Origin of the sequence: Galbibacter kalidii (assembly GCF_026241135.1) — a bacterium.
Classification (GTDB): Bacteria; Bacteroidota; Bacteroidia; order Flavobacteriales; family Flavobacteriaceae; genus Galbibacter.
In genome coordinates this window covers 122,696-144,094 of record NZ_JAPFGA010000005.1, presented here as the reverse complement: position 1 = coordinate 144,094, position 21,399 = coordinate 122,696, and the positions used below count along the sequence as shown (strand labels likewise).

Below are 21,399 nucleotides of genomic sequence, written 5' to 3'. Positions count from 1 at the left end.
ATGCTTAGGTTAAAGATCTGTCTAAATGTAAATACCCACCATCTGGGGAGATAAACTGTCCTGTGGTATGGGCTGATTTATTTGATAAAAGAAAAACAGCCATTGAAGCTATTTCTTCTGCGGTGGTCATTCGTTGTCCCAGTGGTATTTTTTGCTCTATTTCTTTTTGTTTTGCTGAAGGATTATCAAAAGTGTTCAACCAACTTTCGTACAAAGGGGTCATCACTTCAGCAGGTAAAATGGCATTTACCCTGATGTTGTATGGCAATAATTCTGATGCCCATTCTCTTGTTAATGCCAATTGAGCTCCTTTAGAAGCTGCATAGCCTGAGGTTCCGCCCTGACCAGACAATGCTACTTTGGAGCTGATGTTTACCACACTTCCCTCCGACTCTTTTAAAGCAGCTAAGGCATAATAAAGCATTTCATAATAGTGGAACAAATTCTCCTGAACTGATTTGGCGAATGCTTCCGGAGAGCCATTTTCCAGACCTACTCCATCATTTCTACCGGCATTGTTTACCAAACCGTCTATCCTTCCATATTTCTCAATGACTTCAGCTATAATCTTTTTACAGTTGTCGGTTTTATTTAGATCGGCTTGAATAAAATACCCTTGAAGTTTTTTCGCTTTTAGATCATCTTCCAGTGCTTTTCCGGGCTTTTCACTTCTTCCAATAAAAACAGCGATACCCTCTTCTTCTGCCACACAGCGGGATATGGCTTCGCCAATACCTTTGGTACCTCCTGTAATGATTACCACTTTATTTTTTAATCCTAAGTCCATTTATTTTTCATTTAATTGCTTTCTATCACTGCGCCGTCTTCTCTGTATAAATCAACTTCCCCATCCAACAGTAAAGCCAGCACAGTTATGTTCTCATCCAATACTTTTTCCGGTAGTGGTATATAGGTTATACCCGGATATTCGTTCCAATACACTTTACCGACCACCTTATGCGAAAGTTTGGTTCCTTCACCTACTACCCAAATACGATTGATCTTATTTTTTAAACCTCTTAACACTACCTCACCATTTGGATCACCTTTCACAAACAAATACAATATCTTTTTATCCTTTGATAAGGTCGTAGGTCCATAAAAATGTTCTTTTGGAATACCGGCTACAGTGCCGTAAATGGCTTCCTTGTGTTTATTTGTCCACCGCCCTAATCCGTCGAGTATATCTACTTGTTTTTCAGGGATTATACCATCAGCCTTAGGGCCAATATCCAAAAGTAAATTACCCCCATTACCAATTACATCAGCAAAGATTCCGATGATCTGATTAATTGTTTTATAATTGTGGTCGTTGTGTTGATATCCCCAAGAGTTGTTCATGGTCATACACAACTCCCAATAGTTACTTTTTGGTCGTGTAATAGGCATTCCCTGTTCCGGAGTTTCATAATCACCTTCTCCCTTTAACCTTGAGTTCAGGATGGTGCTCGGATTTTTATCCAACAGCATTTCCCTTACTTTGGGGGCTTCCCATTCTTCTGAGCTATGTTCCCAATCGCCATCAAACCAATACAGGTCAGGATTATATTTTTTTGCAAGTTCTTTTAACTGTCCCTGATAATACTTCAGGAACTTTTTCCATCGTCTTGGTTCATCAGCAATGTTATAGCGTTGGGTTTCCCGAGTAAAGTGGGTATAATCATCATAAGACCAATCGGGCAGGGAATAATAAATCCCTACTTTTAAATCGTTCTTGCGAAGGGCATCAACAAACGGACTTAACACATCTTTCTTTGCAGCAGAACTTTCAACGGCATTAAAGTCACTGTGTTTTGTTTTCCACAGCGCAAATCCGTCATGGTGTTTTGAGGTAATAACAGAATATTTAGCCCCACTTTTTTTTATGAGTTCCGCCCAAGCTTCCGGATTGTAGTTTTTGGCGGTGAAACCTTTGGTTTGTTTTAGGTAATCTTCATGCGAGATATAGCCATTGAAAAACGACCAGGATTCATCAATCCCGTTTACAGCATACAAGCCCCAATGAATAAAAATACCCAGTTTAGCATCTTTAAACCATTGCATTTTTGCATCGTTTTCTTCACTTACCCCATTATTTTGAGCAAAAAGTGAAGCCGAAATTAAAACCAGTAATGCAGTAATTATTTGTTTCATGCTTTGGCTAAATTTATTCCACAACATTTAAATTGTTATCAAGTTTTATTTTTTTATCCATCGCTAAAGTTACTTCAATTTCCTTATAGGCATACTTCAACTGGGCTCTCTTGTCTTTTTGGGAGCTTAAAGTAAGGGTTTTCAGCTTTCCATCTTCCCAGCTTATATCCACTTCAATATTCCCTCGGGCTTTTAAGCCTTTTATGCTTCCATTTTTCCAATTGGCAGGCAAAGCAGGTAAAATCCGTATAAAGCCTTCATGTGATTGCATTAAAAGTTCTGTCACCCCGGCCGTATAGCCAAAATTTCCATCGATTTGAAATGGCGGGTGCTCATCGAACAAATTGTCGGCTATGGATATTTGAAAAAGTTTTTTGATATTTTCTGCTGCGGCTTCAGCATTTAACAATCGAGCATTAAAATTGATCATCCACGCCCTGCTCCATCCGGTTCCCGCACCACCATGTTGTAATCTGTAATCAATTACTTTTTGGGCAGCTGCAAAAGCTTCGGGGGTTCCTTCAGCAGTTATATCATCACCGGGGTGCAATGCGTACAGATGTGACATATGCCTGTGCCCCTTTTCAGGTTCATCGTAAGCTTTGTTCCATTCAAGTATACGTCCGTCTTCCCCTATAACAACACCCGGATACAGATTTTCCCGTTTTTCTTTGACTTCAGCTATAAAATCATCTTTAATACCGAGAATTTTTGCTGAAGCCAAAGCATTGTCAAACACCTCAGCAATAATTTGGTGTCCCATAGCCGCACCATAAGCAACGGCAGCTTTTTTACCATCTTCTGCGATATATGAATTTTCCGGTGAGGTTTCCGGATAGGAAATCCATTTTCCTGTTTCAGGATCTTTTTGGAGCCAATCGAGATAAAACTCAGCCATTGCCTTGATGGCAGGATAAGCTCTTTCCTTTAAAAAAGTTTCATCCTGAGTATATCTGTAATGCTCCCAATAATGCTGAACGATCCATCCGCCACCGTGAATCCACGAGCCCCAATAAGGTTGCTCGGCACGCATCCAGGGCGTTGCCCAAAGATCGGTGGTATGATGGATTACCGCTCCCCTTTCAATCCCGTATTGTTCTTTTGCCGTTATCTTTCCCCGTTCGATTACTCGGTCTATAAAATCGAAAAGCGGTTCGTGCAATTCATCAAGATTGGTAACATTGGACGGCCAGTAGTTCATCTGTAAGTTGATGTTCAGGTGATAATCAGCATTCCAAGGCGCTTGTATATGCTCGTTCCATATTCCCTGTAGATTTGCCGGATTTGTACCGGGACGCGATGAGCCTATCAGTAAATATCTTCCGTATTGAAACAATTTTGCAGCCAGATCAGGATCATCTTCTCCTTCTTTGATACGGGCTAAACGTTTATCCGTTGGTAACGAATCTAATTCTTTCCCTCCTAGGTCAAAATCAACCCTTTTGTATAATTTCTGATAATCTTTTATATGATCTTTTAGCAGTTCGTCAAATCCTTTTTGTGTAGCCGAAGTGAGTGTTTTGGTATTCCTTTCTTCAAAATCATCGTCATAAAAAGAAGTGTTACCAACAATATAAACCGTGGTTTTTTTAACTCCTTTTAGTTCTAAGCTTCCATCTTTTGCTATGACTGTTCCGGATGAATTTTCAACCTTTAACCTGGTTTCAAAATTCACCCCATAATCCAAAGGAGTGGGCTCTGAAAATTTTGCTCCTCCATACTGAGTTACGGTACCCTTCATACTGATTTCGTTATCAGAAGGATTGCTCACCTCCACTGTTGGATGCCCTTCATCTTCCGGACGAGTTAAGCGAAGCTTAAAGTCCATTCCCTCATTTGCTGTGGTTTCCAGTTGAATTACCAAAACATCATCGGGAGCTGATGCGAATACCTTTTCGGTGTATTCATTGCCATTGGAGGTATAGCTTACAGAGGACAACGCATCATCCAAACTTAACGAGCGTTTATAATTTTCCACTTTTTTATTTTCATCTGAAAAATCGATAAACAGATCTCCCATGGTCTGGTGTGAGCGTGCAACTCCTTTGTAAGAAAAACGCTCCACAATTTCTTTATCGGCTTCGTGAACTTTACCATCGCGAATTAACTGCCTAATATGATCCAGATCTTCTTTAGTCCCTTTGGAATTTCCCCAATCGGGCCTGCCTGCCGGCGAGGCAGGTCCGCCTGGCCACATCGAATCTTCATTTAGCTGAATGCGCTCACTTACGGGATCCCCAAACACCATGGCACCCAGACGCCCGTTACCCACCGGTAAGGCTTCCATCCATTTTGATGCCGGCTGAGTGTACCAGAGAACAGTTTGACCCGTCTGTTTTTCTTCTGAAATTACTTCTTGTTGGCATCCTGTAACCAGAATGATGAAGAGGAAGTAGAATGGGATTTTAAGTATAGTTTTCATTTATATTTTTTTAGTTATCATTGGAAGTCCGAAGCTCAAAATACTTCGGTCACCGGTCATCCGTCACCTGTCTTTACAAACTATAAAATTCAACAGCATTTTGGTGAAATACTTTTGGTTGGTGTTCTTTTGGAATATAATCCTTTATAATTTTCAACACCTCCTCATAACTGCAAGACAGCAAACATACCGGCCAGTCCGATCCAAACATGATGCGATCTACACCAAATGTATTGACCACCACATCCAAAAACGGCTTGAAATCGTCTGCTTTCCATTTAAAGCCCTCTGTTTCTGTAACCATTCCAGAGAGTTTGCAATACACATTTCCGTTTTTGGCCAATTCTTCTATGTTATTTTTCCAATTGTTATCTACTCCTTCGGAAATTTTTGGTTTGGCGATATGATCCAATACAAAAGCTTGATCAGGAAATTTTTCTGCCAATTTGATAGCAGCCGGAAGTTGTTGCTGAAAAACCAGAATATCATAGGTAAGCTTGAATTGTTTTAGTTTACTTATCCCATGTTGAAAATCGGAACGCAACATAAAATCGTCTGCTTCTGCCTGAACAATATGACGGATTCCCTTTAAGTTTTTGTCTTTTGAAAAATGAGTCAAACGCTCCTCTACCGAAGATGATAACAAGTCTACCCAACCCACAACACCTTTGATAAAGCTGTGTTTCTTTGCTAAATCCAACAAAAATTGGGTTTCTTTTTCAGATTGATCGGCCTGGACGGCTATACATCCATCAACATTATTTTTTTTAAGGACGGGTTCTAAATCCGAAGGAAGAAAATCCCTCCTGATCGCCTGCATAGAATCGTCTATCCAAGCATCCCGTACCGGATCGAATTCCCAAAAATGTTGATGTGTGTCAATCATTGTTTGTTAATTGTTATTGGTTAATAGTTTAATTGGATTTATACTATTAACCCTCAAAAGCTTTTGCTGTTTGTTTTGAACTTCCAAGTCCTTCGATTCCCAATTCCACCACGTCTCCGGGTTTTAGGAATTTCTGCGGATTGAGTCCTAAGCCAACTCCAAAAGGTGTCCCTGTTGAAATTACATCCCCTGGCAATAAGGTCATAAACTGACTGATATAGCTTACCAGCTTCGGAATGTTAAACACAAAATCGGATGTGTTGCTGTTCTGCATCATTTCCCCATTCAGTTTTAACCAAAGATCGAGGTTGTGCGGATTTGGAATTTCATCCCTTGTTGCCATAAAAGGTCCCAAAGGCGCAAAGGTGTCGCTACTCTTTCCTTTTACCCATTGTCCTTCACGTTCCAGTTGATACTCCCTTTCACTGTAATCGTTGTGCAGCACATAACCGGCAACATAATCCATGGCATCATCCTCGGTTACATACGACGCTTTTTTCCCGATAACAAACGCCAATTCTACCTCCCAGTCGGTTTTAGTACTTCCTTTTGGAATAATCAGGTCATCGTTAGGTCCTACAACTGCCGAAGTTGCTTTAAAAAACAACACCGGCTCTTTCGGGATGGCCATGCCACTTTCTTCTGCATGTTTGGCATAATTCAGCCCAACACAGACCAATTTCGACGGACGACATGTCGGAGGTCCCAAACGCACATCATCTTCTACAAGCGGACAAGCGCCTTTATTGGTTTCCAACCAGGTTTTTAAGCGCTCAACTCCGTTGGTTTCAAAAAATTGTTCGGTGTAATCGAATCCAAATGCAGTTACATCCAATCTTTTTCCGTCTATCAAAACTCCCGGTTTTTCTTTGTCGGGCTCACCAAATCTTATTAGTTTCATGTGTTTAAACTTTTCTTTTATCCATTCAATTTTATAAATCCGCCATCGATAGGAAAGTCGGTTCCTGTAATGAAGGAGGCCTCATCAGAACACAGATACAATGCCAAATTGGCCACTTCTTCCGGTTTTCCCATGCGCCCAATAGGTTGGGTTTTTGACAAATTCTCGAACATTTCGTCTTCTTTTCCGGGGTAATTCTTTTTAATAAATCCGTCTACAAAAGGCGTATGAATACGTGCCGGGGAAATAGAATTACAACGAATACCATAATCGAGATAATCTTTTGCCACCGAGTAGGTCATGGTCAAGACCGCTCCTTTGGACATGGAATAGGCAAATCTATCCGAAATCCCTACGGAAGACGCTATGGAGGCCATATTCAAAATAATACCACCCGCTTTTTTAAGGTGAGGCACCACCGCATACATACAATTGTAGACTCCTTTTACATTCACATTGTAAATCCTATCTAAATCTTCTTCTGATGTATCCTCTACATTACCAATATGGGCAATCCCAGCATTGTTGATCAGAATATCAATTTTTTCTTTTGCTGCTATGGAGTCTATGATTTTCTTTACCTGTCCTTGATTGGAAACATCACACTGATGAAAAACAGCTTCGCCACCATTCTTTTCTATTTCAGCAACTGTTTGCTCACCGTTTTCTTCATTAAACTCCAATATATGAACCTTTGCCCCTGTACCGGAAAATTTAGTGGATATTGCCTTACCAATCCCGCTTGCTCCACCAGTAACGATGGCTATTTTATTTTTTAGGTTGAAACTCATGATATTTTTATTGTTTGTTCAACATTTTTCTGTTTTTAGAAGCTGTACAACCCTGTCTTTACCGTCAGGCAGCGTACGGCTTTACAATGAAACCCCTCTTTTCCACGGAATAAAATCATCCTGACTTAATTGATCAGCACAAGTTAAGGTTTTACCGCTAGCGATGTCAATGATCAAGTCAATTAATTGATTAGCTAATTCTTCCTGCGGAATTTTTTCTGAAATCAATCTTCCGGCATCAAAATCGATAATATCTTTCATTTTTGCCGGTAACATGGAATTTGAAGCGATTTTTATCACCGGACAAATGGGGTTCCCCGTTGGGGTTCCCAAACCGGTTGAAAACAAGATGATATTAGCTCCGGATCCTGCCAAGCCCGTGGTAGATTCTACATCATTCCCGGGCGTACACAACAAATTCAATCCGGGTCTGTTTACATATTCGGCATAATCTAATACATCAGCAATAGTGCTTCGTCCTCCTTTCGTTGCTGCTCCAGCTGATTTTATAGCATCGGTGATGAGTCCGTCCTTTATATTTCCGGGGGACGGATTCATATCAAAACCCGATCCTACTTCATGCGCTTTTTTATTGTAGCTTTCCATAAGGCGGATAAACTTATCGGCTACCTTTTTATCAAGACAACGGTCTATGAGATCCTGTTCTACTCCACACAATTCAGGGAATTCAGACAAGATACTTTTGCCACCTACGGCATTGATTTTATCGGCTACGAGTCCTATTAACGGATTTGCAGTAATCCCCGAAAAGCCATCAGACCCTCCACACTCCAATCCGATGGAGAGCTTACTAAGCGAGGTCGGTTTTCTCGTAATATTATTCGCTTCAGCTAGCTCTTTATAACTCTTATTGACCACAGTAGACAGCATTTCTTTTTCTGAACTGAACTGTTGCTGTTCAAAGTACAATACCGGTTTCTCCGTTTTAAATTTTTCACTTAAGGCTTCCTCCAACATACTCATTTGTGCATGCTGGCATCCAAGACTTAGTACCGTAGCACCTGCAACATTGGGATTTTTTATATATCCCGCCAGAAGATTGACCAATGCCTGCGCGTCATCCCTTGTACCTCCACATCCCCCTTCGTGAGTGAGGAATTTAATTCCATCTATATTTTTAAAGACTTTATTTTCGTTGTTTTCTATATCTTCAATAAAAACCTCATCGGTATTACCGCCTGCTAATTTTCGCAATTGTAATTTATATGGATTCCCTTTTTTATATCCCAGTTCTTCTTCAAAAGCATCTTTAAGCACCTTTAGATTCCTGTTCTGACAAAATACCATGGGGACAAATATCCAGTAATTGGTCGTCCCTACTTGTCCATCTTCTCGATGATACCCTAAAAACGTTTTCTCTTTAAGTTGAGCGATATTTACTTGAGGTGGATTGTATTTTTTATTTCTGAATTGATATGGCGCTGCAACATGCTTAACGTTTTCAGTAGAAATCATACCTCCCTTTGGGATGGATTTCAATACCTTGCCCACCGGAACACCATACATGGAAACAATATCCCCTTCGGTAAAATTGTTTAATGCAAATTTGTGTTTTACCGGTATATCTTCGGTCAAAATCAAAGTTTCGCTTTCCAACACAACACTTCCACCCTTTTTTAAATCCTTAAGGGCAACAGCAACATTGTCAGTTTCAGCAATAATCAGATAATCCTTCAAAATATTTTTTGTTTAACTCCCTTCCCTACAAAAGCGAAGAACTTGGTTTAGTATAAAAGCGACTATAAGTCCTCCCCCCAACCCCTCCAAAGGAGGGGAGTTTTATCGGCACAAGCATCGGAGTATTGATGAGTCAAAATTAAGACTAAAGTCGAGCGCTGAGTTATACGAAATTTGCTTATACTTGTACAATATTTGCAATATTTAAAAATTCATTCAAAAAAAGCACAAAAAATATCAAAATCACTCCTTTTGAACCATGAAACTGCATTATTTACAAAAAAACCTTGAAAGCGATATCAAGCTGTCGAAACACAAGCAAAAGGAATTTTTAAAATTATGGCACTATCACCCTGAAATAGAACTTGTTTACATTATTGAAGGTGAAGGTACATTGTATGCCGGAGATCATATTGGGAATTTTCAAAAGAACGATATTTTTTTCCTTGGAAAGAATGTCCCCCATATGTTTGATAGCAAGCCTTTTTCCTCGGAAACAGACAAATTGTCCATTGCCTATGTGATTCATGCTAACGCAGATTTCTTCCCCGGTGTTAATTCTTCAAAATCAGCTTATTCATATGTAAGTCAAATGATGGAGGTGAGTAAAAGAGGGATACGCTTCAGAGGGGATGAAAATATAGTATTATTGCAAATTTTAGACAAAATGAACTCCAATTCCCTATATCAAAACGGGGTGTCATTTTTGTCTTTGCTCCTAGAATTACATCAAAAAAATAATAAGAAACTGTTGGGGAGTAACGACTGGCTGTCTAATTATCAGGTTAAAGACCTAAGGTTAAACAAGGTGATACAATACATTATGCAAAATTTTCAAGAAGAGATAAGTTTGGACACCATTGCCAATGTTTCGGGTATGAATAAAACCGCATTTTGCAGGTATTTTAAGTCTAAAACCGGAAAGTCTTTTGTAGAATTCCTGAATGAAATCAGAATTGGTTATTCCTGTAAATTACTGTCTGATACCAATCCGCAAAAAACGGTCTCGGAGGCCTGTTACCAGTCAGGATTCAATAGTCTTTCCTATTACAACAGAACCTTTAAAAAACTGAAAGGGATTTCTCCAAGTCGGTTTAACAGCGTGTAGATTTAGTTTAGAATTGCGACCATCAACTCAACAGTATCTTGATAAAAAAATTGCAATAACAATTCTAATATTAATAAAATAACTTTTAGCATATAAAATTGGTTTATGTTAATTCAAAAGTGGCATCTGTTGTTGCCATAGTTGGTGATAACATAACAACATCATTTTTTAAGGAGATATAATTTATATCCAAGTTCATCAACGGTATCGATTACTTCAAATTCAAACTTTCTGTAAAACGGCAAGTTTCTTTCGGTAGAAGTTTCCAAATAAACAGGTAGTTTGACGGATTGCAATACAGCATTCATCAATTCAGTTCCAATTCCTTTTGATTGGACTTTAGGATCAACCCCGATATACCATAAATGTGCAAATTTCTCTTTGGGGTACTTCGTTTTTAATAATGCCTCTCTTTTCATGATCTTAAAAACTTTTTTAAGGCCGATCGTTCCAAAAACCAATTTAACATCCCATAAAAGTGCTTTTAAAGAGGTCTTTTTCTTATGATGATATAAAATTATTGCACACGCTTTCTTATTCTCTGACATAAAAACATCGCCAAACTCCATTCCCATAAAAAAAGAATATTCAATCAGTCGCCTGAATCTTTCTTCTCTTTTTGAATCTTGTTTAATTACAAAATTTGTAGACTGGTTTTTATCAAAGGAAGATGTTAATATTTCTATTACTTGCTCTTTATCATATTCTACAGCTTTAATCATTACTTATTAAAATAAGGGTATTAGTTTGTTTTATTTCAAAAATAGCATATTTACCTTAATGTAACATACAAAAATATCTTATTGAAGTTTTAAATATTGAGTATTTAAGTATGATTATTATTTGAACCTATATTAGAATAATCTATCAAATCTATAACAGAATGGTGCAAAGAATCCCTGATAAGAATGGTTTCCCAAAACTCACAATAATATAGAAGACTTCCCTTACAATTTTATCACTTTACCGGACATTAAGTCTTTATCAACCTTAATCTTAAAAAGATCCAATATTGTTGGTGCAATTTGATTGGAGTATAACTGACGGGAATTTACTTCTCCTTTTGGCTGGACACCGGCACCGTATGTGATAAACCAAACTTCAGCTGCTCCCTCCACGTCACTTCCGTGGCTTCGCCAAGTATCAAGGGGGTCAGTTCCCCTACCGTGGTCTGTGGTGATCAAGAAAGTAGTTTTATCTTTATAAAAAGGATCTTTTTGTACAAAATCCCATAAATCTTTCAGAAAATCATCGGTGGTATGAGCTGATTTTAAATAGGCTTCATAATTACCTCCGTGAGCAAAATCATCGGTTTCTCCATAACCGATATAAACCACTCTAGGATGATTCTTTTTCATGTATTCCATCGCAAAATGATGCGTAAAAGCATCCAATCTAACATTTTCCCACGGACTCGGAATCTGAGGTTGTAACTCATTTAAAAAAGCTTCTCTTTCAGTCAGATCTCCTTCAGCAGATGCAAATCCGGCATTTACAGGAACTCCGCTTCGCTCATCATTAATTATAAAGGGAAATACATCCCAACTGGCAAAAGCAGCTACTTCTCCTTTGAAATTATTATTCAAAATCTCTAAAACCGTGGTGTTCGGATTGTATATTTTATCGTTACTGCGGATATTCTTATCGTCTGCCTTGCCCGTCAATATTTCGTTGTAACCGGGATATGAAAATAACATGCTGTTGGTCAGATTCACCTTGCTTCCCAGTTCTCTGTTCCCGTGAATTTCTCCTTTGTTGACTATCACACCCCAAACAAATGGCAACAAGGCTTCCCTTCTTTCTTGGGGGTTTTCCTTCCAGAATTTTTCTTTTAATTCTTCCGGGTGACCTACATAATCTGCGTTCATAATCAACTTTTCATCAGCTCCGGTAAACAATTCCTGCCAACGGAACCCGTCTAAGGTAATCAGCACCACTTTTTGTTCATTTTCCTGAGCATTCAGAAAAAGTCCATAGAATATTGCTATTAAAACACTTATTTTTTTCATTGAGGTAGTTTATTAATTATTATCATAAAACTTCCAACACACTATATTCCGGGCGCTTAGCTATGGCTTTATAACTATTGTCTTTTACCACTTTTACATGGTCAATTTGATTTTCTTTTAGGATGTCTACAGCAAAATCATACCAAGTCATCACCTTTTGTCCTGAAAAATGACGGATACCGTAAGCCTCCCCCAACTCCTCCTTCGGAGGGGAGGTGATTATCAAATCTAATATATACATCGCTAGATTTTCAGCATCTGTTGGGCATCCGGTTTGATTGTCCACAACGTAAAGTTCTTTTTCAGTTTTTGCCTTTTCAAGAATGGTTCGATAAAAGTTCTTTCCAAACTCTTTACTGTACAACCAAGAGGTTCTTACAATAAAATAGTTTTTTAATATTCCCTGAATATACTTTTCCCCTTGCAGTTTTGACTTTCCATATATATTGATGGGATTTGTAGCATCAGCTGTTGTATAGGGCGTTCTCTTTTTTCCGTCAAAAACATAATCTGTGGAAATATGGATCAAAACAGTATTGAATTCCGAAGCAACCTCAGCCATATTTTTTGCACCTTCTGCATTGATAAGATATGCTCTTTCAGGTTCTTTTTCAGCTTGCTCCACACGGGTATATGCTGCACAATTGATACAAAAATCCGGTTGGAACTTTTGAAATGCCTTGAAAACACTTTCTTTTTTGGTGATATCCAATGTTTTGGCATCGCAAAACATAAATTCTACCTCGGGATATTGATCCTGATGTTTCTGAAAGGTTCTTCCCAATTGTCCACTTGCCCCGGTCACCAATACGGTTGTTTGTTTATCGTTCGTTGCTGATTTATCGGAACCCATGCTTAAAAATCGATTATTGCGTCTTTCAAAAACGGTAATTTCTTGTCTTTTGCTGAAATTATCAATTCATCCTCAGGAAATGACCAGTCCACCCCTATTTCCGGATCGTTGTAAATGATCCCTCCTTCGGCTTCTTTACAATAGAAATCATCGCATTTGTAAAAGAACTCCGATGTTTCACTCAAAGTAAGAAAACCATGGGCAAAACCTCTGGGTATAAACAATTGTTTTTTGTTTTCAGCTGATAATTCTATGGCTGTATATTGTCCAAAAGTTTCTGATTCTTTCCGTAGATCAACAGCGATATCCAACACTTTTCCTTGAATCACCCTTACCAGTTTTGCTTGTGCATATTCCCTTGTTTGGTAATGCAGCGCCCTGACAACTCCTCTTTTTGAAAATGACTGATTGTCTTGTACAAAATGGACCTTCCTACCTATCCCTTTTTCAAATTCCTGCTGATTAAAACTTTCAAAAAAATAACCTCTTTCATCATGAAAAACTTGAGGTTCTATAATAAAACATCCGCTTAATTTAGTTTTTTTTATTTTCATTTATTCTGTTATCATGTTAAGGTGTTACCTTGTTATGATGCTATCTTGTTATGATGCTATCTTGTTATGGTGCTATCAAGTTACGGAGTTACGATGCGGTATCCCTTTAAACTTCATAACCTTGTAACAGCATAACTTCTTAACTTCATAACAACATTTTGTCTCCTGAATTTTCATTTATGTTCTTTTATCAACCCCAACAACTTTTCTCCATACCCGCTTTTCATCAAGGGTTCAATCAATTGTTTAAATTCTTTTTTGTCAATATATCCCATTTCATAGGCTGTTGCTTCTATTGAGCCAACCTTTAGTCCTTGCCGTTCTTCGATAACCTCTACAAACTGTGACGCTTGCATCAAAGACTGAAAAGTTCCGGTATCCAGCCAGGCGGTGCCCCGATCGAGGATGCTCACTTGTAATTTCCCTTTTTTCAAATAGGCTTTATTTACATCAGTAATCTCTAACTCTCCACGGTCGCTGGGTTTGATGTTTTTCGCTATTTCCACCACCTCATTATCGTAAAAATAAATTCCGGGAACGGCATAATTGGATTTAGGAACTCTCGGCTTCTCCTCTATGGAAACGGCTTTTTCATTTTTATCAAACTCCACCACTCCATAACGCTCTGGATCGTGGACATGATAGGCGTAAACAATACCTCCATCGGGATCGTTATTGGCACGTAATTGTTCGCTCAAACCCGTTCCATAAAAAATATTATCGCCCAAGATCAGGGCCACTTTGTCTTTTCCTATAAAATCGGCTCCAATAACAAAGGCTTCCGCTAGTCCGTTGGGATGTGCCTGAGCTGCATATTCAAAACGACATCCGTATTTTTTTCCGTCTCCCAACAGATTTTTAAACAAAGGCAAGTCTTTGGGTGTAGAAATAATGAGAATCTCCTGAATACCGGCACTCATCAAAGTGGATAAGGGATAATAGATCATCGGTTTATCATAAACAGGCATGAGTTGTTTGCTCACTGCCAATGTCAATGGGTGCAGGCGTGTTCCTGAGCCTCCGGCGAGTATGATTCCTTTCATGTTGTGATATTGTTATGGTGTTATCAAGTTATGATGTTATCCAGTTATCTTGTTACGTTGTTATATTGCTATGCTTTTTATTAGTTTAGACAACATTCTCCTAATGTAAATTACTTGATTATCTAATTCTGTTACATCTTCTGTATATTTCAATCTATATGATATCTCTATCTGGGTTTCAAGTTCAGACAGAGACCCCATTGCAATATAAAGAAATCGAACAAGTTCTTTACTCCCTTTTCGTCCCGATCCTTCAGCAATATTAGATGGAATCGATATAGCACATCTTCTCATTTGAACTGTCAATCCATATTGTTCATAACTAGGGAAAGTGGCAGTAAGTTTATAGGTTTTTTCAACCAAATCCATAGATTCTTGCCAAACTTTTAAATCTTTATGTGAATTGATCTTCATTATATTTTATTGTTTTGTTATGCTGTTATCTTGTTATGATGTTATCAAGTTACGGAGTTATGATGCGATATCCTTTTAAACTTTATAACTCCTTAACTCTGTAACAGCATAACTCCATAGCCACGTAACAGCATAGCTTCATAACTCCATAACCTTTTAGCAACTTAGCCTCACAAACTACCTATCCCCATACTGCATTTGATAGTACTTCTGATAATCGCCACTGGTTAAATGTTTTAACCATTCCTCATTTTGCAAATACCAATCAATTGTTTTATCCAATCCCTCTTCAAAAGTAACTGAAGGTTTCCACCCCAATTCTTTATTGATCTTTGTAGCGTCTATGGCATAGCGCAGGTCATGACCCGGGCGATCTTTTATATAGGTGATCAGTTTTTCCGAAGTGCCTGCTTTTCTTTTCAGTTTTTTATCCATCAAACTACACAAGAGTTTTACCAAATCGATGTTCTTCCATTCATTGAATCCGCCGATATTATAGGTTTCATGATTCTTTCCCTTATGAAAAACAAGGTCTATCGCTACGGCATGGTCTATCACATACAGCCAATCGCGGGTGTAATTACCATCGCCATAAACCGGTAAAGGTTTGTTATTGATGATATTATTGATAAAAAGGGGAATCAGTTTTTCAGGGAAATGATTCGGACCGTAATTATTCGAACAATTACTGATCACATAAGGCAATCCGTATGTTTCTCCGTATGCTCGAACAAAATGGTCTGAACCTGCTTTGGATGCTGAGTAAGGAGAATTAGGGGAATAGGATGTTTTTTCTGTAAAAAAGCCGCTTTCTCCCAAAGCTCCATAGACCTCATCGGTGCTTATGTGATAAAAACGAAGCCCCTCCCGGCCTCTCGGCCATTGGCGGAGAGGTGTGTTTATCCACAATTCCTTAGCAGCGTTAAGCAGGTTAACGGTTCCGATTACATTGGTCTTGACAAATGCCAAAGGATCGGTTATCGAACGATCTACATGACTTTCGGCCGCCAAATGGATGACGCCATCAAATTGATGTTGGTCGAACAATCCATTTATAAAATCAGTATCCGTGATATCACCTTTTATAAAAGTATAATTGGGAGCACCTTCTATATCTTTCAAGTTTTCAAGGTTCCCGGCATAGGTCAGCGCATCTAAATTGAATATGCTGTAGTGCGGATATTTATTGACAAAACGCCTTACCACGTGCGAACCAATAAAACCCGCACCTCCCGTAATTAATAGTCTTTTATTTTTTTTAGAAACTTCTCTTTTCATTATTGGCTATTCTGTTCCCGACCTATGAAATACGATTTGAGGCGATTGCCCAAATACATCTTACCATAGTGGGTTTTTAAATATTTTTCCCGTTTTAAAGCATCCTTTTGATTCAGACAACCTTCAAAATAAATCAATTTAAACGGCCGTCGGCTTTTCGTTGATGTCACCTTCCCTTTTTGGTGTTCCTCAAATCGTGATGACAAATCTTTGGTATAACCCGTGTATTTCTTGCCGTCTTTTAACGACAACAAAACATATACATAATAATATTCCGCAAAATCATTTGTCATCATTTCATGGGTTAAAGCCTGCTCCACCTGTTATCAATATCTTTTTATTATTTGAAGAATCTATTCTATCCATTTTTCCTTTCATCCACCCGTAATGGGTTTTCCAAAAATAAAGATTTAAAATCAATACAGCTTTAAAATGAGGATTTGTTCTTTTCCTTAGGACTATTCAGTAAGAAAATCTTTTAATTCGATATCTTTACCACAAAACAACGGCTATGCCCAATACCTATATAGAATACCAATTTATTATTATACCCAAAGACCCGGCTGCTGAAATCCTAATTGCTGAATTGGGGATGGCTGGATTTGAAAGTTTTGTTGAAAATGATGAAGGTGTGGTGGCCTATATCCAAAAAGCGGAATGGGATCAAAAGGTGTTGGACGATATTCAGATATTAAAAAATAACGAATTTAAAATTTCTTCAACCCATCGGGAAATCGAACAGCAAAACTGGAATGCTGAATGGGAGAAGAACTTTCATCCCATAGAGGTTGATGGTTTGTGTACGGTAAGGGCTCCTTTTCATGAAAAACCGAATACGAAATATGATATCATTATCGAACCGAAGATGAGTTTCGGAACCGGGCATCATGAAACCACCCATATGATGATTCAGTTTTTATTGAAAAACGACCTGAACGGTAAAAAGGTACTGGATATGGGCTGTGGAACAGGGGTTTTGGCTATTCTAGCTGAAAAAGAGGGTGCCGCTGAAATTGACGCCATTGATATTGATAATTGGTGTTATCTGAATTCTATCGAAAATATAAAACGGAATCATTGTACTAAAATCAATGTCTATGAAGGGGATGCGGCTCTACTGAAAGATCAAAATTATGATGTTGTCATAGCAAACATCAACAGAAATATCCTTTTGGAAGACATCCCGACTTATGTAGCTCGTTTAAATAAAGGTGGAATATTATTATTAAGCGGATTTTACAAAGAGGACATCCCCCAAATTCAAGAAAAATGTGAGCAATTTTCGTTAAAATTTGTCGAAAATCTTGAAAAGAACCATTGGGTTGCTGTAAAATTTTTAAATTAGCACAAAATACTGAATATGAGTACCAAGGAGAAAATATCAGAAGAATTATTACTTGACGAAGATGTCTTAAAGGAGAACGAAATTGTTCTTTACAATGACGATGTGAATACATTTGATTATGTCATAGAAATGCTTATCGATACCTGTGACCATACTCCCGAACAAGCGGAGCAATGCTCCCTTATTGTGCATTATAAAGGCAAGTGTACTGTGAAAACAGGTGACTTCAAAGACCTGAAACCTCGCTGCTCCAAATTACTTCAAGCAGGATTGAGTGCGGAGATTGTGTGAAAAATCACTTTTTACAACTTGAATACCCAAAGATTTTATAGAACGGGCATATTCTGAAAATACAGGTAAGTAATAACACAATGGCAAGGAGCATAAAGGCAATCCCCAGATAGCCTCGCAAAATATTGTAGTAATATAACACCCCGATCGAAAAGGCTATCACTACACGGATCAACTTATCTATTTCGCTCATGTTTTTCTTCAAAAGCACTCTTTTTTTATAATGAACTCATCTTGACTTTTTTCAATTGGCTATAAAATTGTTCTTTTTTGTCCATGCGCCGACTGGATATATACCTATGCGGCAAGTCGGTAGTTCCATTTGCCTACGCACCGGCTGGCTCCTTCGCTAAAAACATCCACCGGATGTTTTTTTAACGCTCGGCCCTACTCGGACAAATATAATCGGTTTTTGGGATTTGGGTTTGTTTTAACGCTCCATATCCACCTTTGATATCCACTAAGTTTTCAAAACCACGGGCTTTTAGTATGGAAGCCGCGATTACCGAACGGTATCCCCCGGCACAGTGCACAAAATATTTCTTGTCTTTTTCCACTTGATCCATATTTTCATTGATAAAATCCAATGGAAAATTGGTAGCGGTTTCCAAATGTTCTGACGCAAATTCATCCGGTTTTCGGACATCCAAAATAGCAGCATCTTTATCATACTGATTTTCAAAGGCATCTACATTAATAGAAATAATCGTGTCTATTTCTTTTCCGGATTTTTTCCAATTTTCAACACCCCCTTCTAAATATCCTATAGTATTGTCATACCCCACCCTGGACAAGCGTGTAACAGCTTCGGTTGATTTCCCTTCAGGAACGATTAACAAAATAGGTTGATGAATATCTTTTATCAAAGCTCCTACCCATGGCGCAAACGAGCCGTCCAACCCTATAAAAATTGAATTCGGAATGTGTGCCCTTACATATTCATCTTGAGTACGCACATCAAGCACCAAAGCTCCTTTGTGATTGGCTATAGCTTCAAATTCATCAGGAGTTAAAGCCACATTCCCTTTTTGCAATACGTTATCAAAAGCCTCATAGCCTTCTTTGTTCATCATCGCATTTTTGGAAAAATATTGAGGCGGAGGCATAATCCCTTCCAGCACTTCTTTTATAAACTCCTCTTTACTCATATCAGAGCGAAGTGCGTAGTTGGTTTTCTTTTGATTGCCTAAGGTATCCATGGTTTCTTTGCTCAAATTTTTTCCGCAGGCAGAACCGGCTCCGTGCGCCGGATAGACCATAATATCGTCTTCCAAAGGCATTATTTTTTTCCTAAGGGAATCATAAAGCATTCCTGCGAGGTCTTTTTCAGTAATATCTTGTTTGATGGCCAGATCGGGACGCCCCACATCCCCTAAAAACAAGGTGTCTCCGGTAAAAATCGCATGATTTTTACCATTTTCATCAATAAGAAGATAGGTAGTGGACTCTAAGGTATGCCCCGGTGTGTGCAAAGCCTGAATAGTGATTTTCCCTATGGAAAAAGTTTCGCCGTCTTTGGCCTGATAGATACTGTAATTGGTATTCGCATTGGGACCATAAACAATGGTTGCCCCTGTTTTTTTAGCCAGATCAATATGCCCGGAGACGAAATCGGCGTGAAAATGCGTTTCAAAAACATATTTGATCTTCGAACCTTCTTTTTTGGCACGTTCTACATAGGGATCGGTTTCCCTTAACGGATCGATAATGGCCGCTTCACCTTCAGATTCAACATAATAAGCGCCTTGTGCCAAACACCCTGTATATATTTGTTCGATTTTCACTTTATAAGGTTTTTAATCGTTCCTTCTGCGGAAACGAGACAAAGATAATAAACTACTTATTTTTTGAATGTAATAAAAGTCACATTCGGTTTTGTATATCAACTTCTAAAAGTGATATAGTTCCTTCATCAGAATATAAAAACTCATCAGCAATATCAAATACCCAAAACCTTTTTTCAAAGCTTTATTAGGAATATACTGTGATAATTGTCCGCCAATCAGTATCCCAAGGATGGTTATCGCAGAAAAAGTCAGTAAAAATCCCCATTCAATATCCAATGTTTGTATATCACCTATAAACCCAATCAGGGAATTGATACATACAATAATTAAAGAGGTTCCAACAGCTTTCTTCATGGAAAGATTTGCCCATAAAACCAAAGCCGGGACATAGAGAAATCCACCTCCCGCACCTATAAGTCCGGTAATGGTCCCAATCGCAAGCCCCTGAACAAAAGTTTTTACGTAGGCTTGTTTGTAATCTGGATCCTTCTTTTTCTTTTTTTGATTTTTGATCATGGATACTGCTGCCACAAACATAATCACAGCAAAAAAGGTCATGATGAGGATTTCCTTGGTAAAAGTAAAGGTTCCAAGTCTGAACAATTCCTCGGGTATCCACGGAACAAGAAAACGTCTGGAAAGATAGACTGCCAAAAAGGAAGGAAAGGAAAATGCCAATCCGATTTTAATATCGACAACACCTTTTTTATATTTCTGAAAAGCCCCCACTAGCGAAGACGACCCGACTACAAAAAGAGAATATGCGGTAGCCACAACGGGGTTATATGCCAGTAAATAGACTAACAAAGGAACCGTTAAAATAGAACCCCCACCGCCTAAAAGCCCTAGAACAAGTCCGATAAAAAGTGCCCCTGCATATCCGATGGTTGTTTCAAATGTCATCAATGCGGAAGTTTATTCTTCAACAATCCGTAAACAAAAGTTCCTGCAACAGCCGCAGCAATGACAATCAACATTGAAAAAACACCTGTTCCCACCAAAATATACATAGGTCCCGGACATGCTCCTGCTAATGCCCATCCGAGTCCGAAGATCGACCCGCCAAGCAGGTAACGGGTGATACTTTTATTTTTATCAGGAATAGCAATTGGAGTCCCTTCGATACTTTTCAAGTTTGTTTTTTTGATAAGCTGAACGAGAATGATTCCGGTGATCACGGCAGTTCCGATAATTCCATACATATGAAAAGATTCAAAACGGAACATTTCGAAAATCCTGTACCACGAAACCGCTTCCGATTTTACGAGAACAATTCCGAAGAAAACACCTGTCAGTATAAATTTTAGATACTTCATTATTTAAAAATTAAGGGGATTATAAAGTGTGTCATGATCAAGCCTCCGATAAAGAAACCGACAACAGCAATAAGCGACGGAATTTGCAAGTTGCTAAGTCCGCTAATGGCATGTCCGGAAGTACATCCGCCGGCATATCGTGTTCCGAAACCGACCAAAAATCCGCCTACGATCAAAATAAGCAAGCCTTTCAGACTTAAAACAGCATCCCAACCGTATATTTCCTGTGGAAGCAATGTTTTCCCGGTGTTTTCAAAGCCAAAAGATTGTAATATCTGAACAGTATTGGAATTGAGATCAATATTAGTAGGATTAGACAAGAAGAAATGCGCAATAAAACCGCCAATAACAGCACCAAGGACAACCATAAGATTCCATTTTTGCTCTTGCCACTTAAAATTGAAAAAATCACTCTTCTTTCCTGCGCCGCCTATCGCACAGAAAGTCCGAAGATTGGAAGACATGCCAAAAGTTTTTCCGAAGTAAATAAGCAAAAACATGACCATAGCAATCAAAGGGCCTGACACATACCAAGGCCACGGATCTAAGATAAACTCCATAATTATTTGT

The 21,399-nt window shown here is 38.5% G+C and carries 23 protein-coding genes; 3 read left to right on the top strand and 20 right to left on the bottom strand.

Annotated features, from left to right (window positions below; genetic code table 11):
* Nucleotides 1–4: 4 nt before the first annotated feature.
* The 7 genes from OOZ15_RS07440 to OOZ15_RS07410 form a co-directional block, all read right to left on the bottom strand.
* Nucleotides 5–787, bottom strand: a complete 783-nt coding sequence (locus tag OOZ15_RS07440; RefSeq protein WP_265955460.1) for an L-fucose dehydrogenase — start codon at nucleotides 785–787, stop codon at nucleotides 5–7.
* Between the two features lie 11 nt (nucleotides 788–798).
* Nucleotides 799–2,133 (bottom strand): alpha-L-fucosidase, encoded by a 1,335-nt coding sequence (locus tag OOZ15_RS07435; protein ID WP_265955459.1) that lies wholly within the window; start codon nucleotides 2,131–2,133, stop codon nucleotides 799–801.
* Between the two features lie 13 nt (nucleotides 2,134–2,146).
* On the bottom strand, nucleotides 2,147–4,555 hold the full coding sequence (locus OOZ15_RS07430) for a glycoside hydrolase family 95 protein (protein ID WP_265955458.1): 2,409 nt from the start codon (nucleotides 4,553–4,555) through the stop codon (nucleotides 2,147–2,149).
* Between the two features lie 73 nt (nucleotides 4,556–4,628).
* Nucleotides 4,629–5,441 carry an amidohydrolase family protein gene (locus OOZ15_RS07425; RefSeq protein ID WP_265955457.1) on the bottom strand — a complete coding sequence of 271 codons (813 nt, stop codon included), beginning with the start codon at nucleotides 5,439–5,441 and terminating at the stop codon, nucleotides 4,629–4,631.
* 46 nt (nucleotides 5,442–5,487) lie between these two features.
* Nucleotides 5,488–6,342 (bottom strand): fumarylacetoacetate hydrolase family protein, encoded by an 855-nt coding sequence (locus tag OOZ15_RS07420; protein ID WP_265955456.1) that lies wholly within the window; start codon nucleotides 6,340–6,342, stop codon nucleotides 5,488–5,490.
* 17 nt (nucleotides 6,343–6,359) lie between these two features.
* Nucleotides 6,360–7,133 (bottom strand): SDR family NAD(P)-dependent oxidoreductase, encoded by a 774-nt coding sequence (locus OOZ15_RS07415; protein ID WP_265955455.1) that lies wholly within the window; start codon nucleotides 7,131–7,133, stop codon nucleotides 6,360–6,362.
* A gap of 81 nt (nucleotides 7,134–7,214) precedes the next feature.
* Nucleotides 7,215–8,834 (bottom strand): UxaA family hydrolase, encoded by a 1,620-nt coding sequence (locus OOZ15_RS07410; RefSeq protein WP_416337312.1) that lies wholly within the window; start codon nucleotides 8,832–8,834, stop codon nucleotides 7,215–7,217.
* A 256-nt stretch (nucleotides 8,835–9,090) separates the two neighbouring features.
* Here OOZ15_RS07410 and OOZ15_RS07405 point away from each other — a divergent pair, with 256 nt between their 5' ends.
* On the top strand, nucleotides 9,091–9,939 hold the full coding sequence (locus tag OOZ15_RS07405; protein WP_265955453.1) for an AraC family transcriptional regulator: 849 nt from the start codon (nucleotides 9,091–9,093) through the stop codon (nucleotides 9,937–9,939).
* Nucleotides 9,940–10,100: 161 nt separating this feature from the next.
* Here OOZ15_RS07405 and OOZ15_RS07400 read toward each other — a convergent pair whose 3' ends face one another.
* From OOZ15_RS07400 to OOZ15_RS07365, 8 genes are all read right to left on the bottom strand, one after another.
* Nucleotides 10,101–10,661 (bottom strand): GNAT family N-acetyltransferase, encoded by a 561-nt coding sequence (locus OOZ15_RS07400; RefSeq protein WP_265955452.1) that lies wholly within the window; start codon nucleotides 10,659–10,661, stop codon nucleotides 10,101–10,103.
* Nucleotides 10,662–10,886: 225 nt separating this feature from the next.
* Nucleotides 10,887–11,948 (bottom strand): sulfatase-like hydrolase/transferase, encoded by a 1,062-nt coding sequence (locus OOZ15_RS07395; protein WP_265955451.1) that lies wholly within the window; start codon nucleotides 11,946–11,948, stop codon nucleotides 10,887–10,889.
* Between the two features lie 22 nt (nucleotides 11,949–11,970).
* Nucleotides 11,971–12,801, bottom strand: a complete 831-nt coding sequence (gene rfbD / locus OOZ15_RS07390; protein ID WP_265955450.1) for a dTDP-4-dehydrorhamnose reductase — start codon at nucleotides 12,799–12,801, stop codon at nucleotides 11,971–11,973.
* Between the two features lie 2 nt (nucleotides 12,802–12,803).
* On the bottom strand, nucleotides 12,804–13,355 hold the full coding sequence (gene rfbC, locus OOZ15_RS07385) for a dTDP-4-dehydrorhamnose 3,5-epimerase (protein ID WP_265955449.1): 552 nt from the start codon (nucleotides 13,353–13,355) through the stop codon (nucleotides 12,804–12,806).
* Between the two features lie 173 nt (nucleotides 13,356–13,528).
* Nucleotides 13,529–14,398 carry a glucose-1-phosphate thymidylyltransferase RfbA gene (rfbA, locus tag OOZ15_RS07380; protein ID WP_265955448.1) on the bottom strand — a complete coding sequence of 290 codons (870 nt, stop codon included), beginning with the start codon at nucleotides 14,396–14,398 and terminating at the stop codon, nucleotides 13,529–13,531.
* Between the two features lie 60 nt (nucleotides 14,399–14,458).
* Entirely contained in the window at nucleotides 14,459–14,812 is a 354-nt protein-coding gene (locus tag OOZ15_RS07375; protein ID WP_265955447.1) for a four helix bundle protein, read from the bottom strand.
* A gap of 177 nt (nucleotides 14,813–14,989) precedes the next feature.
* Entirely contained in the window at nucleotides 14,990–16,090 is a 1,101-nt protein-coding gene (gene rfbB, locus OOZ15_RS07370; protein ID WP_265955446.1) for a dTDP-glucose 4,6-dehydratase, read from the bottom strand.
* Nucleotides 16,090–16,386 (bottom strand): GIY-YIG nuclease family protein, encoded by a 297-nt coding sequence (locus OOZ15_RS07365; protein WP_265955445.1) that lies wholly within the window; start codon nucleotides 16,384–16,386, stop codon nucleotides 16,090–16,092. The genes rfbB and OOZ15_RS07365 overlap by 1 nt, the downstream gene beginning before the upstream one ends.
* A gap of 215 nt (nucleotides 16,387–16,601) precedes the next feature.
* Here OOZ15_RS07365 and prmA point away from each other — a divergent pair, with 215 nt between their 5' ends.
* A complete protein-coding gene (gene prmA, locus OOZ15_RS07360) occupies nucleotides 16,602–17,435 on the top strand; it encodes a 50S ribosomal protein L11 methyltransferase (protein WP_265955444.1) in 834 nt (277 codons plus the stop codon).
* Between the two features lie 15 nt (nucleotides 17,436–17,450).
* Nucleotides 17,451–17,726: an ATP-dependent Clp protease adaptor ClpS gene (locus tag OOZ15_RS07355; protein WP_265955442.1), complete on the top strand. Its 276-nt coding sequence runs from the start codon at nucleotides 17,451–17,453 to the stop codon at nucleotides 17,724–17,726.
* A gap of 4 nt (nucleotides 17,727–17,730) precedes the next feature.
* Here the strand turns inward: OOZ15_RS07355 and OOZ15_RS07350 are convergent, their stop codons facing one another.
* From OOZ15_RS07350 to OOZ15_RS07330, 5 genes are all read right to left on the bottom strand, one after another.
* Nucleotides 17,731–17,919: a YgaP family membrane protein gene (locus OOZ15_RS07350; RefSeq protein WP_265955440.1), complete on the bottom strand. Its 189-nt coding sequence runs from the start codon at nucleotides 17,917–17,919 to the stop codon at nucleotides 17,731–17,733.
* Between the two features lie 181 nt (nucleotides 17,920–18,100).
* On the bottom strand, nucleotides 18,101–19,510 hold the full coding sequence (locus tag OOZ15_RS07345; RefSeq protein WP_265955439.1) for an MBL fold metallo-hydrolase: 1,410 nt from the start codon (nucleotides 19,508–19,510) through the stop codon (nucleotides 18,101–18,103).
* Nucleotides 19,511–19,615: 105 nt separating this feature from the next.
* A complete protein-coding gene (locus tag OOZ15_RS07340) occupies nucleotides 19,616–20,416 on the bottom strand; it encodes a sulfite exporter TauE/SafE family protein (protein ID WP_265955437.1) in 801 nt (266 codons plus the stop codon).
* Nucleotides 20,416–20,829, bottom strand: a complete 414-nt coding sequence (locus OOZ15_RS07335) for a DUF6691 family protein (protein WP_265955435.1) — start codon at nucleotides 20,827–20,829, stop codon at nucleotides 20,416–20,418. The genes OOZ15_RS07340 and OOZ15_RS07335 overlap by 1 nt, the downstream gene beginning before the upstream one ends.
* Nucleotides 20,829–21,389 carry a YeeE/YedE family protein gene (locus tag OOZ15_RS07330; protein ID WP_265955434.1) on the bottom strand — a complete coding sequence of 187 codons (561 nt, stop codon included), beginning with the start codon at nucleotides 21,387–21,389 and terminating at the stop codon, nucleotides 20,829–20,831. Before OOZ15_RS07330 ends, OOZ15_RS07335 begins: the two co-directional genes overlap by 1 nt.
* Nucleotides 21,390–21,399 lie beyond the last annotated feature (10 nt).